Genomic DNA, 13192 nt, shown 5'->3' on the forward strand with positions numbered 1-13192 from the left:
AATAGTAAAATATTTTTGAAGACTATTTCATAAAAGGGAGAATTATATGGTTTATTGTAGAACTCAGCGCATCCAAGAAGAAAAGAAACAGCGTTTACGATATGGGATTCGTAAATTTACAGGCTTAGGAGCTGCATCTGCTCTATTAGGAGTAGGTTTACTAACAAGTTTATCGGTTCATGCACAGACTAAGACTGCAGAGGTTCGTTATGATTATGTAACGACTGAGGAATTGACTGAGGCGGAGAAAAAGGCGATTTTTACAGAGCTTCCAGCTCAAGTGACAGAAGATGTGACCTACTATCTTGTGTATAGGAAAGCAGGGTCTTCAATTTTGCCACAAACAGGGGCAAACACAAGTGTATTAGCCGGAGCTATTGGGGCAGGCTTGCTGCTGGTGGGTATAACTGTTGGTCGGAAAAATCAACGGTTGGTTCGCTCAGCAATGACCTTGATCTTGGTAGGAGGAAGTCTAGTCTTTACCTCTGTATCTGCCGTGACGGTTGCCCAGCTGGCTCAGTATGGTCAAACTCAAACCTTGACAGTAGGGGCGGCACTCCCAGATGGGAAGATTTCAATTGCAGGTTATGAGTTTGTAGGTTATTTGGAAGGGCAAAAGCAGAGCAGTGAGACAAGTCCAGCACTACCTACGGGTTCAATAGATAAGGCAGAAGAAATTGAGAATCTACCTGTCCAATCAACCCAACCAGCAGATGAGAACAAATCAGACATCCCAACAGAACCAATTCCGTCAGAGGACAAGGTAACAGACACTCCGACAGAACCAACCCCGTCTGAAGACAAGGTTGAAGAAGTCCCAGCAGAAAGTAAGCCAGCAGAGAAACCTGTTGAAGAAACAGGAGGTGGTCAGGTTATCGGTACAGAAGACAAGGTTATTTCAGAAACGGAGAAACCAGTCCAGCCAGAAATACCAGCTCCAGTGGAAAAACCAGCTGTACCAGGGGATACGGAAACGCCTGTTACACCTGGTGAGGAGCAACCTGTTAGTCCAGAACTTCCAACTAATCCAGCAGAACCAGATCGACCTGTTGATACAGTTCGAACAGATGTAGAGAAACAGGTAACGGTTATCAAGTATGAAACTAGCTATGTGAAAGATACAAGTTTGCCAGCTGGAGAAAGCAAGGTTCTTACACAAGGTGTGGATGGAAAGGAAATAGTCACCACTAAAGTGATTTATACCAATAATGTAGAGACCGCTCGTGAGATCGTTGCGACTGAAACAATTGCCCCTGTTACAGAAGTAATTGCCTATAATGATGAGGTTTCTAAAAATCGAGAAGAGCTTGTCGAGAGCTTGGCAACTATTTCATTTGCTACAGAGCGCCGTGCCAATGCGGATCTGGAAGTAGGCTCCGAACGTGTACTGGTAGCAGGAGTTAACGGACAAACCCAGACCCTTACAAAGAAAGTCTACGATTCTACAGGTGTACTCATTAGTGAAGAAGTGGTTAGCACCGAAGTTGTTGCTCAACCAGTTACGCAAGTCATTGAATACGGCACTAAGCCAAAGGCGGTTGTTGAGACAACAGAGGAAACTAAGGTAACAGAGCTTGACTACACTGTTGAAACTCATCAGAATCCAAACTTGGAAAAAGGTCAAACTCGTACACTTACAAAAGGAAGAAAGGGAACACTAACCCAAACCTACCGCATTACTAAAACAAACGGCAATGAAACGGCGCGTGAACTAGTAAAAGAAGAGCGTGTCGAACCAGTGAATGAGGTTATTGAAGTCGGTACAAAGGCTGTTGTTCGTTACCAAACTCGCCAAGAAACAAGTGTCATTCCATTTACTACGGAAACTCGTCAGGTGGATAGCTTATTTGAAGGTGAAAGTCGTGAGTTAGTAGCAGGAGTAGATGGTCAGCAAACACAGACCTATAAGGATACCTATGTGGACGGCGTCAAGGTCGCCTCTGAAATGGTGGGTCAACCAGAGGTTATTCAGCCAATTAAGCGTATAGTAGAAGTTGGCACCAAGAAAGAAGAGACGAGTCAAATTCTGACAGAAACGGAAGTGCTTGCCTATGCTTCAATCAAGGAAGAAGATTCGAATCTCCCAGAAGGTGAAACAAAAATCAAAGTTCAGGGAGTAAACGGGGAGCGTAAGGTCCGTATCACACGGGTCACCAATAACCGTACTGGTCAAATAAGCGAAGCCCGCGAGGTCATCTCTGAGACTGCACCAGTCAACGAGGTCCTTGTGGTCGGTACCAAACCTGCAAGCACTAACTTGCTTGATAAGAAGACCTTGACACTGGACGAGTTTATGTCTCTTACTGAGGAGCTGCAGGACGCCTTTATCGCAAAGAAAGGCGGTGTGACCGGAGATAGCATCCGGACTGGGGCTACCAAGGAGACCTTCGAGAAGATCGAGATGCTTATCAATCTTCAAAAGTTGAATGATGAATTTGTTCGACTGCTGAATCAAGCCCGCCTAGCTGAGGGATTATCATCTGTCAGCTATGGAGGTATAGACTCAGTGGTACAGGCAGCAGCAACGCAACGTGCTAACGAAATGGCTGACCACGGTAGCTTACGTTATCAAGGAGAAGAGAAAGGGGCACACTATCGTCCGAACGGAACATATTTTCCAACTGTTTATACACAAGAGCAACGTGCACAGCAAGGCTGGCGTGGAGAAAATTCCGACCAGCTGGGGACGGCTCTAAGCGCAAGCAAAGCAAGCAACGAAGTTTACATCGCTAACACCCTCTTCAGCACGTGGATGCGTTCTGCAGGCCACAAGGCTGTCATGATGAAGGACCTGAATAACCTCCAGGTGGCAGTCGGCATCGGACTCAGCGACAAGGCTATTGAAAGCACCTTCCGCAACGGTGTGACCGTGGCTATGTTGGAGCTCATCCAGCCGAAACCGTAGAAGAACATGCTTAATAAATAAACTGTCGAAATTGTATGATTAATATTAAATTATAGGGGATAATATGAAAAAGTATCTATTAAAATTGTTGTTAGCAACATCAACTTTAAGTCTAGTAGCTTGTGGTCAGACGGAACAGACTAGTCAAGTGAATCATGAAACCTCCAGTAGTACACAAAAGGTAACTGAAAGTTCAAGTACAACGAAGAGTGAGAAAGTGACGCCAGCTGACTATTCTCCGCTACCTGATGATCTGGTAGTGGAGGAGAATGTTAAAAAGGCTCTTCAAGCGTATGTTGGAGTTTATCAAATAACACAGAAGCAGGAAGTTGATGGGCGAATCTGGGAAGTTAAGTTTGAAATTGAAATTACGAAAGATGGTTACTACACTGCCTACACTGAATCACAACAGATAGATGAAATTCAAAATGGAGGAGGAACCTTATATGTAAATGATAAGGGAGAGTTTGATATTATCAGGAAAACTGCCCGTCTTAGCTCAGGAGTAGCTACCATGTCTTATGGACAGTTGGAATTATCTGAACCAAGACGGTTGTATCAGCAATATGTTGATGAAAATGGTGAGATTTTACCATATTTTACAACAGGAGGGAGTAAATATGTGGAACTGCCTCATGGTAAAGTGATGCTTGTGGATGGAACAGTCAAGTATGGTGATTCTGAACATCCAGAAAATGCAGTTATATTAGAAAAGAAAAATAAAGCTAGTTCGGCAATCCAGTATACCTATTATCAAATCAAACAATATTCGGATTCAATAAATAGTGATAAGGAATCTTACAAATTTGAATCATTTAATGAATTTGTTCAAGCGATGAGACTCGATAGTTCAGATATTTCCTATCTTCAAAAATCATATAAAATCGTTGATCCTAATAGTTTGACGGGCTATTATACAGAAGATAACCAAGAAATAACGAATATCAAGTACGCTTATGTATTGCAACGTGAAAATGAAAAAGAAGTCTATTATGTTTATGATGGTCAAGGAATATATGAACTAATAGTCAATGAAAAAGGGCAAAAAGTGGCACGAACATCATATACTTCAGAGCGTATTCGAGACTTCGTTGAGTATAAAATTCGATAATTATGGAGAAGGCAATGAAAAAGTTTATAACATGTATTTTTATCAGTCTTACTTTATGTATTTTGGTTGCTTGCGGTGCTAAAAATGATAATGGAACCTATACCTATTCAAGGGAAGAAGACGGTACTACTTACACAGTAATTATCAAAATTGAAAATAATACTGGAACCCTTACTTTTGAAGAAAAAGGGGAAGATGGTCAAACCCAGTCTAAAGAACAAGGCCTGACTGTTGATCAGGAGAGAAAAACTCTAACAGCAGAAAATGATAATTCGACCGTGGATTATGAAATTGTTGATGGGGTCCTAACATTAGACACTACTGATTCAACACTGAGAAACGCGGAATTCACAAAAAATTAAAGAACGCTATTCTCTGCGGTTAGTATGAAAAAGTCGCCTCTGCGGCTTTTTTCTCTATCTGCTAGAAAGAATTGGTATTTGTCCGCATTTCTGCTATAATAGTTAAAAAATCATTGGAGGAATAGGATGCAAAAAAGACTTGAAAAATTCGAAGCAAAATTAGCTCAATCAACTGTTGATGGAATCTTGGTGACTGGTCAAAACAATATTTACTACCTAACTGGTTTTTGGGGAACAGAGGCGACTGTCTTCATCAGTGGCAAGCGTCGCTTGTTTGTGACTGATTCGCGTTATACTTTGATAGCCAAGGCATCAGTAAAAGGTTTTGATATTATTGACAGCCGTTTTGCTCTTGAAGAAATTGCTAAGGTGATTAAGGAAGATGGACTTGAAACCATTGGTTTTGATAGCGAGGTGACCTATGGTTTCTATCAAAGTCTGACTAGCATTTTTGAGGGCTACCAACTGGTTGCTATGTCCAACTTTATCGAAGACTTGCGCATGATTAAGGATGAGAAGGAAATTGCGACCATTCGTCGTGCTTGTCAAATTTCGGACCAGGCTTTTATTGATGTTCTTGACTTTATCAAACCAGGTCAGACGACTGAGATGGACGTCAATCATTTCCTTGACCACCGCATGCGTCAACTCGGTGCAGAAGGGGCATCATTTGAGTTCATCGTGGCATCTGGCTACCGCTCTGCTATGCCTCATGGAAGAGCGTCTGAAAAGGTTATCCAAACTGGTGAGACCTTGACGCTGGATTTTGGTTGCTATTACCAGCATTATGTCAGCGATATGACACGGACCATCCATATCGGTCATGTGACAGATCAAGAGCGTGAGATTTACGATGTGGTCTTGCGTGCCAATAAGGCTTTAATTGAGCAGGCCAAAGAAGGCGTCACCTACCGCGAGTTTGACGCTATTCCGCGTGAGATTATCAATGCGGCGGGTTACGGAGCCAACTTTACACACGGCATCGGTCACGGTATCGGCTTGGATATTCATGAATATCCGTATTTTGGAAAATCTGACGAGACTATCAAGGCAGGTATGGTCTTGACGGATGAGCCTGGTATCTATTTGGATGACAAATATGGTGTCCGTATCGAAGATGACCTATTGATTACGGAAAACGGTTGTGAAGTCTTGACATTAGCTCCCAAGGAATTGATTGTCATTTGAGAAATTTGACAGTTTGTGGTAGAATAAAACGAATAAATAAAATTTGAAGAGGTATTCAATACAATGATTGAAGCAAGTAAACTTAGAGCAGGTATGACCTTCGAAGCTGAGGGTAAATTGATTAAAGTTTTGGATGCGAGCCACCACAAACCAGGTAAAGGAAACACCATCATGCGTATGAAATTGCGTGATGTACGTACAGGTTCAACCTTCGATACAACTTACCGTCCAGATGAAAAATTTGAACAAGCTATTATCGAAACAGTTCCAGCACAGTACCTTTACCAAATGGATGACACAGCTTATTTCATGAATACTGAGACTTACGATCAGTATGAAATTCCAGTAGCGACTATCAAAGAAGAATTGCTCTATATCTTGGAGAATTCCGATGTGAAGATCCAGTTCTACGGAACAGAAGTGATTGGTGTTACTGTACCAACAACTGTTGAATTGGTCGTTGCAGAAACACAACCATCTATCAAAGGTGCGACTGTTACAGGTTCAGGTAAACCAGCTACGATGGAAACAGGTCTTGTCGTCAACGTACCAGACTTTATCGAAGCAGGTCAAAAACTCGTTATCAACACAGCTGAAGGAACTTACGTATCACGTGCTTAATCGTTTCCTCTTAAGAAAGGAGAGCCTATGACAACAGAATATCAAGGCGAGATTGTTATCGCACCTCGCGTCCTTGAAGTAATTACAGGCATTGCTGCAGCGAAAGTTGATGGAGTACATTCCCTTCAAAATAAGCGTGTAGCAGACAGTTGGTCAAAAACATCGTTAAATAAAGGTGTTTATCTTGAAACTGACGAGGAAGGTCGAGTGACTGCGGATATTTACGTCTATCTAGAATATGGTGTAAATGTTCCTGCCGTATCAATGGACATTCAGCGTGCAGTCAAGACAGCAGTTTACAACTATGCAGAAGTTCAAGTGGCTGCGGTTAATATCCATGTCAGCGGCATTGTTCCTGATAAAACACCAAAACCAGCATTGAAAGATTTATTCGGAGAGGATTTCCTTGATGAAGAATAACAGACATGCCCTGCGTAAGTGCGCTTTGCAGGCAATCGTATCACTTGAATTTGGTCAAGAACCTGTTCAGGCAGCTCAGTTTTCTTATCTTTATGATAGAGAGGAAGAGCAAGAAGGAGTTGAAATTCCGCTCTTTCTCCTTAACCTTGTCAATGGTGTAGCAGACTATCGTGATGACTTGGATAAGGAGTTATCTAGCCGATTAAAAGCAGGATGGACCTTAGACCGTTTAACCTTGATTGACAAGAATATCATGCGACTAGGCCTATTTGAAATCTTACATTTCGAAGAAACGCCAGCCCGTGTTGCTGTTAACGAGGCTATTGAATTGGCTAAAGAATTTTCTGATGAATCTTCAGCTAAGTTTGTCAATGGAGTTTTGAGCCAGTTTATTAAAGAAGAAGCCTGATGAGCTTCTTTTTTACTTGAGAAACAAAAGAATGTATCACAAAAAAGCTGTACCTAATTTATTAGGCACAGTTTTTTTATATACTAGCTCCTGCTAGTAGGCTAATCGGCAGGATATAGTCTGTTTTTGTCAGTTTTTTTCCTTCGATTTTATCAACTAATAGTTCAACCAGCAGGCGAGCTATTTCGGTTAATGGTTGCTTGATGGTTGTCAGTTGAGGATAGTAGTTTTCGATGAAACTTGTTCCATCATAACCAATCAATTTAATATCTTCTGGAATAGACAGTTTCAATGAACGAATGACGTTCCATACCAGCATAGCCGTTGCATCTCCAGATACAAAGATACCATCTGGTTTTTGCTTTTCAAGAATGGCTCGGATTTCCATCTCCTTGCGCACAGGTGAGAAATCACTGGAGATATGAAAAACTTCGGCTTTGTTCAAAATAGATGTGAAACCTACTTGGCGAAGGCCGGTAGGTGAATTGGAATCATCGTTTCCGGTAATCATTAATGGATTGTGACATCCCGCTTTTTGTAAGGTTTGGGCAGCTAATACCCCGCCAGCAAAATTATCGGAAGAGACAATGGGAATGGAAGGAGAGAGGTTGCGGTCAAAAGCGATAATTGGAGCTACGACACGGTCGTAGTCTTGGATACCGAGATTGTGACTGCCCGAGATAATCCCATCTACTTGGTTAGCTGCTAACATTTCCAGATACTCACGTTCCTTATCGGACTCGTGCTGGCTATTGCAAATAATGGTTTTATAGCCTCGATCAAAAAGCTCTTTTTCTAAATGGCTAATCAATTCAGAATAAAAAATATTGTTTATTGTTGGGAAGATGAGACCAACTAATTTTGCGGATTTACCTTGCAAACTACGAGCTACATTATTAGGTTTGTAGCCTAGTTCACGCATAGCCTCTTCGACATTGCGAATGGTTTTTTCAGATAGGTATCCTTTTTTATTGATAACGCGCGAGACAGTTGTTGGGCTGACCCCAGCTAACTGTGCGACATCAGTTAGTTTTGCGACCATAATCTAAATGGTAGTAGGTTCCGGTCGGATTACCAGTCGTAATGACGATACCAGACTGATCCGCATCAGGGAAGACACGACCAGAAAATACTTTCTCTCCTTTATTGATAAAGATTTCAAAGACAGATTTGTCGATGAAGATATTGGCTGTAAGAGCTCCTGGAGAAATCTCGCAAGAGCGACTTGTACCGAAATCGAGTGCGAATGGCTGACCACAGTTGCCACGGTCTAATGTAATCTGGCCTTGTTCAGTGTCTACAGACAAGACCAAGCCTTTTTCTTCTTCATTTGCGAACAATACGATTTCGTGCTTCGTGTCCGCTGAAAAATCAAGTTCCAATTCGTAAACATTATTGGTTTCTTTTTGGGCTGAAAATGGCTGAGCTTCTTTACGAAGACTGGTAATCGCATCGACTGGATATTGGTAGAGCTTACCGTCCTTGATGGTTAATTCTTTAACCAATGACAGACAGCCTTGGTAGTCATAAGCATCGGTTGGGTATTCCACATCTGGAAGAGCCAACCAGCTAACAGATAGAGTTCGACCGTCTGGTGCATTAAAGGCCTGCGTTGCATAGCACTCAAAACCATAGTCCAGATTGATCAATTCGCTCGGTTCGACAATGCTTGCTGTTTCAGGATCGAAACTCTGACCAATCTTATACATATTTGGATAGATATTGCCATAGTCCAATACCTCTTTGTCCAAGCCTTGTGGACAGTAGAGAAGGATGGGTTGCTCACCAACGAACGCTATATTTGGACATTCCATCATATAAGCGGTCATATCATTGGCAAAATCTAGGTCACCAACATAGGACCAGTTGAGGTAGTCGTTATTTTCAGCTTTATAAAGTTTGACAATTCCCTTTTTATCCAGATTTTGTCCACCGACAATAGCGTAATATTGCCCTTTATAGTTGAAAATTTGTGGATCACGGAAATGGTCGGTGGTATCTTCTGGTTGCTCAATCAAGACTTTATCAATCTTTTCAATCTTACCATCTTTGTCCATTAAGGCACCGATTTGGTATGGATGGCGGACCCAATTTTCATCGCGGACATTTCCAGTATAGAAGAGGAAGAGCTTGTCGCCAAATTCCATGGCAGAGCCAGAGTAGGCACCGTGGCTATCAAGTGGTGTATCTGGGTACATAACCGTACCAGTTTCTTCAAAATGGACCAAATCCGTTGATTCTGTATGGACCCAAGATTTCAATCCGTGTGCTGCACCAAAAGGGAAGTATTGGTAAAAAAGCGTCCACTTTCCATTAAAATAAGAAAATCCATTTGGGTCATTTAACAGTCCATGTGGTGTCTCAATATGGAAATTTGTCCTCCAAGGAGAACTCTCTGTATTCTTCTTTATTTTTTCAATATATTCGGGTGTCCAGTCAGCATAAGCCCTGTAACGCTCCTCTGTTGTAAATGCCATAATTTTCTCCAAATTTTCTAGTTTTTCATTAATATAGTAAACGTTTTCTTGCAAAAAATCAAGTTTTAACAATGTTTTTGGATAAAATTGAAACAAAATGTGATAAACGTTTGACATATTTTATAAAAGTGATATAATAAAACCATCGAAAGTTTGAAAACACTTTCAAAAAATTAAAAAAATATTTAATAAGGAGATTTTTGCAAGATGAATAATACAGAAATTGCAAAAAAAGTCATTGACGCCCTTGGTGGACGTGAGAACGTACGCAGTGTTGCCCACTGTGCGACTCGCCTTCGTGTTATGGTTGTTGATGAAGGAAAAATCGACAAGGATACAATTGAAGATATTGAAAAAGTACAAGGTGCTTTCTTCAACTCTGGTCAATACCAAATCATCTTTGGTACTGGTACAGTAAACAAAATCTACGAAGAAGTTGTTGCACTTGGTTTGCCAACAGCGACTACTGGTGAACAAAAAGCTGAAGCTGCCAAACAAGGTAATGCTTTCCAACGTGCTATCCGTACTTTCGGTGATGTATTCGTTCCAATCATTCCTGCGATTGTGGCAACAGGTCTCTTCATGGGTCTTCGTGGATTACTTAAGTCTATGGGGTATGAACTTCCGGAAGATATAAAAGTATATTCTGAAATTCTAACAGATACAGCATTTATTGTCTTGCCAGCCTTGGTTGTATGGTCAACTTTCCGTGTATTTGGTGGTAACCAAACTATCGGTATCGTACTTGGTATGATGTTAATTTCAGGATCATTGCCAAATGCTTGGACAGTTGCTTCAGGCGGTGAAGTAACACCAACTACTTTCTTCGGTTTTATCCCAGTTGTTGGTTTGCAAGGTTCAGTCTTGCCAGCTTTCATCATTGGTATTGTTGGTGCCAAGTTTGAAAAAGCGGTTCGCAAGGTTGTTCCAGAAGTTCTTGACCTCTTGGTAACGCCATTCGTGACCTTGTTTGTAATGTCTATTCTTGGCTTGTTTGTTATTGGTCCAGTCTTCCACGTGGTTGAAAACTACATCTTGGCTGGTACACAAGCAATCTTGAACTTGCCAATGGGACTTGGTGGTCTCCTTATCGGTGGTATTCATCAAGTTATCGTGGTCTCTGGTGTTCACCATATCTTCAACTTCTTGGAAGCTCAATTGGTAGCAACTGGTGCGAACCCATTCAATGCAATTATCACAGCAGCGATGACAGCACAAGGTGCTGCAACTGTAGCGGTTGGTGTGAAAACTAAAAATCCTAAATTGAAAGCTCTTGCTTTCCCAGCAGCTCTTTCTGCCTTCCTCGGTATTACTGAGCCTGCTATCTTTGGTGTGAACTTGCGTTTCCGCAAACCATTCCTTCTTTCATTGATTGCGGGTGCCATCGGTGGTGCTGTAGCATCTCTTCTTGGCCTTGCCGGTACAGGTATGGGTGTTACTATCATCCCAGGTTTGACACTTTACGCAGGTAATGGTCAAATTCTTCCATACATCCTTATGGTTGCTGTATCATTCGCGGCAGGTTTCGCTTTGACATATCTCTTCGGGTATGAAGATGAGGAGCCGGTTGCTGGTAAAATATCAGCTGTAGCAAAGGAAACAGCGACTTTAGCTGACGAAGCTACAACAGCTTTGCTTCCTGAAGAAACTCTTGTATCTCCACTTTCAGGTGACGTTGTTGCCCTTGAAAATGTTAATGACCCAGTCTTCTCATCAGGAGCTATGGGTAAAGGTTTGGCTGTTAAACCATCTGAGGGTGTTGTTTACGCTCCAGCAGATGCAGAAGTAACAATTGCTTTTGAAACAGGCCATGCTTACGGATTGAAAACAGCGTCTGGTGCTGAACTTTTAATTCACATCGGTATTGACACTGTATCAATGAACGGTAACGGATTTGAAAAATTAGTAGCAGCTGGTGATAAAGTAAAAGCTGGTACTCCAATCGCTAAATTCGATGCTGCGAAAATTGCTGAAGCCGGTCTTGATGATACAACCATGATCATCGTGACCAACACAGCTGATTTTGCTGAAGTTTCTACGCTTGCTGAAGGAACAATTGCTCACGGAGCAAACTTCTTGAAAGTAGCTAAATAAGAATCATAATCCAATTTTAAGGAATCTTAATTTTATTGAACAAGGAGTAGGAAAAAGGTGGAATAGCCTTTTTCCTCTGTTTGTTTCTATGGTATAATGCTAGTGATAAAATTTTTGGAGACAATCAAATGACAAAATTATATGGTAGCTTGGAAGCAGGTGGTACAAAGTTTGTTTGTGCCGTAGGTGATGAACAATTCCAAGTTGTTGAAAAAACACAATTTCCTACGACAACTCCTTATGAAACGATTGAGAGAACGGTTGAATTCTTCAAGCGCTATGAAGATCGTTTGGCAGGTATTGCGATAGGTTCTTTCGGTCCAATCGATATTGATCAAAACTCACAGACTTATGGTTACATCACTTCGACACCAAAACCACACTGGTCAAATATTGATTTACTTGGTCTGATTGCTAAGGAATTTAATATTCCATTTTATTTCACGACAGATGTGAATTCATCGGCATTTGGTGAAACCCTGGTTCGTAAAGGAGTAAAGAGTTTAGTTTACTATACAATCGGTACAGGTATTGGTGCAGGTGCTATTCAGAATGGTGAGTTTATCGGTGGTTTGGGTCATACCGAAGCGGGTCATACTTACGTTGTCCTACACCCTTACGATGTAAAACATGAATTTAAAGGAATGTGTCCATTCCATAATGGGTGTTTGGAAGGTTTAGCTGCAGGTCCTTCTCTTGAAGGTCGTACAGGTATTCGTGGTGAATTAATCGAGTTAAATTCAGACGTTTGGGATGTGCAGGCTTACTACATTGCTCAAGCAGCAGTACAGGCAACCTTGCTTTATCGTCCGCAAGTAATTGTATTTGGTGGAGGAGTTATGGCTCAAGAGCACATGCTTAATCGTGTACGTGAGAAGTTTGTCGGTTTGATGAACGATTATCTCCCAACGCCAGACGTGAAAGACTATATCGTAACACCTGCCGTTGCAGAAAATGGCTCCGCAACACTTGGAAACTTTGCTTTGGCAAAACAGGTATCAAGAAATTCATAATTATCTATGAGAACGGATTCATTTGTACTTTTGCGATAGATATATTGAAGAAGAATATTGGGTGAAGTTGTTTTATTATCACAATAACTTGACAGTGAGGTGAGAGTTTTCATGTAACTCTCGCCTATTTTTATCTAAAAAACTGTATTCATAAGAGATAGCCGTTCGTTAATCAAGGCAATCTTTGGGAGTAGGAAAGAATCAGACCAGCTTAAAAAGAGTTCGTCAACAACTCTTCAATTTAATACTCAATAAAAATCAAAAATAGCAAGTCTAAGCTACTTATAACATGTGAAACCTTAATTTATAAGTTTGAGTTGAGGATTGTGGATTTCAAGTAGCTGTTTTCTTCTAAAAAAATAACAAAATCGAAACGCTCCATATCCACTTTGAGTGGTAGGTGGCTATTTTTGATTTTAAATGAGTATAAGTTGCTGGGTCGAAACAGCACCGCAAAAACTAACGATGACTGATATGTAAAGCCCTTTGTCAAGTAAAAACAATCGAACTGATAAAAAATGAAAAGTATCTAGAAAGAGCCTAGTTCTTAGCTTCGGGCATTGGCCACTCTGATATTCGTGGATTGGTTACC

General features: G+C 41.2%; 11 protein-coding genes. 9 read left to right on the top strand and 2 right to left on the bottom strand.

All coding sequences use genetic code 11. The annotated features are described in order from the left end of the window. The first annotated feature begins 46 nt into the window (after positions 1-46). The 7 genes from K5Q29_RS08895 to nusB all read left to right on the top strand — a co-directional run bounded on the left by K5Q29_RS08895 (position 47) and on the right by nusB (position 7016). Positions 47-2905, top strand: a complete 2859-nt coding sequence (locus K5Q29_RS08895) for a G5 domain-containing protein (protein WP_105139076.1) — start codon at positions 47-49, stop codon at positions 2903-2905. A gap of 64 nt (positions 2906-2969) precedes the next feature. Continuing rightward, positions 2970-4016: a hypothetical protein gene (locus tag K5Q29_RS08900; protein ID WP_105139077.1), complete on the top strand. Its 1047-nt coding sequence runs from the start codon at positions 2970-2972 to the stop codon at positions 4014-4016. Positions 4017-4030: 14 nt separating this feature from the next. Next, positions 4031-4378 (top strand): hypothetical protein, encoded by a 348-nt coding sequence (locus K5Q29_RS08905; protein WP_105139078.1) that lies wholly within the window; start codon positions 4031-4033, stop codon positions 4376-4378. A gap of 126 nt (positions 4379-4504) precedes the next feature. After that, complete coding sequence (locus tag K5Q29_RS08910) at positions 4505-5566, top strand: Xaa-Pro peptidase family protein (protein ID WP_105139079.1); 1062 nt, start codon at positions 4505-4507, stop codon at positions 5564-5566. A gap of 63 nt (positions 5567-5629) precedes the next feature. Then, entirely contained in the window at positions 5630-6187 is a 558-nt protein-coding gene (gene efp, locus K5Q29_RS08915) for an elongation factor P (RefSeq protein WP_002942436.1), read from the top strand. A 27-nt stretch (positions 6188-6214) separates the two neighbouring features. Further along, positions 6215-6607, top strand: coding sequence for an Asp23/Gls24 family envelope stress response protein (locus K5Q29_RS08920; RefSeq protein WP_002942446.1), 393 nt, complete (start codon positions 6215-6217; stop codon positions 6605-6607). Next, a complete protein-coding gene (nusB, locus tag K5Q29_RS08925; protein ID WP_105139080.1) occupies positions 6597-7016 on the top strand; it encodes a transcription antitermination factor NusB in 420 nt (139 codons plus the stop codon). The genes K5Q29_RS08920 and nusB overlap by 11 nt, the downstream gene beginning before the upstream one ends. Before the next feature lie 76 nt (positions 7017-7092). On the opposite strand, the gene K5Q29_RS08930 is transcribed toward nusB, so the two are convergent. Together K5Q29_RS08930 and K5Q29_RS08935 are read right to left on the bottom strand one after the other, a co-directional pair. Further along, positions 7093-8058: a LacI family DNA-binding transcriptional regulator gene (locus K5Q29_RS08930; protein WP_074414283.1), complete on the bottom strand. Its 966-nt coding sequence runs from the start codon at positions 8056-8058 to the stop codon at positions 7093-7095. Next, entirely contained in the window at positions 8039-9493 is a 1455-nt protein-coding gene (locus tag K5Q29_RS08935; protein WP_105139084.1) for a sucrose-6-phosphate hydrolase, read from the bottom strand. Before K5Q29_RS08935 ends, K5Q29_RS08930 begins: the two co-directional genes overlap by 20 nt. Positions 9494-9700: 207 nt before the next feature. Between K5Q29_RS08935 and K5Q29_RS08940 the strand changes: the two genes are divergently transcribed. Further along, positions 9701-11587, top strand: a complete 1887-nt coding sequence (locus K5Q29_RS08940) for a sucrose-specific PTS transporter subunit IIBC (RefSeq protein ID WP_105139081.1) — start codon at positions 9701-9703, stop codon at positions 11585-11587. 128 nt (positions 11588-11715) lie between these two features. Then, positions 11716-12600, top strand: coding sequence for a fructokinase ScrK (gene scrK / locus K5Q29_RS08945; RefSeq protein WP_105139082.1), 885 nt, complete (start codon positions 11716-11718; stop codon positions 12598-12600). The last annotated feature ends 592 nt before the right edge of the window (positions 12601-13192 follow it).

Origin of the sequence: Streptococcus sp. 2018037, from assembly GCF_019754195.1 — a bacterium.
In the GTDB taxonomy this organism is placed as follows: domain Bacteria; phylum Bacillota; class Bacilli; order Lactobacillales; family Streptococcaceae; genus Streptococcus; species Streptococcus hashimotonensis.

Excerpts from the sequence above, each read along its gene's own strand:
- K5Q29_RS08895 (WP_105139076.1), top strand. The coding sequence starts at position 47 with ATGGTTTATTGTAGAACTCAGCGCATCCAAGAAGAAAAGAAACAGCGT.
- K5Q29_RS08900 (WP_105139077.1), top strand. The coding sequence starts at position 2,970 with ATGAAAAAGTATCTATTAAAATTGTTGTTAGCAACATCAACTTTAAGT.
- K5Q29_RS08905 (WP_105139078.1), top strand. The coding sequence starts at position 4,031 with ATGAAAAAGTTTATAACATGTATTTTTATCAGTCTTACTTTATGTATT.
- K5Q29_RS08910 (WP_105139079.1), top strand. The coding sequence starts at position 4,505 with ATGCAAAAAAGACTTGAAAAATTCGAAGCAAAATTAGCTCAATCAACT.
- efp (WP_002942436.1), top strand. The coding sequence starts at position 5,630 with ATGATTGAAGCAAGTAAACTTAGAGCAGGTATGACCTTCGAAGCTGAG.
- K5Q29_RS08920 (WP_002942446.1), top strand. The coding sequence starts at position 6,215 with ATGACAACAGAATATCAAGGCGAGATTGTTATCGCACCTCGCGTCCTT.
- nusB (WP_105139080.1), top strand. The coding sequence starts at position 6,597 with ATGAAGAATAACAGACATGCCCTGCGTAAGTGCGCTTTGCAGGCAATC.
- K5Q29_RS08930 (WP_074414283.1), bottom strand. The coding sequence starts at position 8,058 with ATGGTCGCAAAACTAACTGATGTCGCACAGTTAGCTGGGGTCAGCCCA.
- K5Q29_RS08935 (WP_105139084.1), bottom strand. The coding sequence starts at position 9,493 with ATGGCATTTACAACAGAGGAGCGTTACAGGGCTTATGCTGACTGGACA.
- K5Q29_RS08940 (WP_105139081.1), top strand. The coding sequence starts at position 9,701 with ATGAATAATACAGAAATTGCAAAAAAAGTCATTGACGCCCTTGGTGGA.
- scrK (WP_105139082.1), top strand. The coding sequence starts at position 11,716 with ATGACAAAATTATATGGTAGCTTGGAAGCAGGTGGTACAAAGTTTGTT.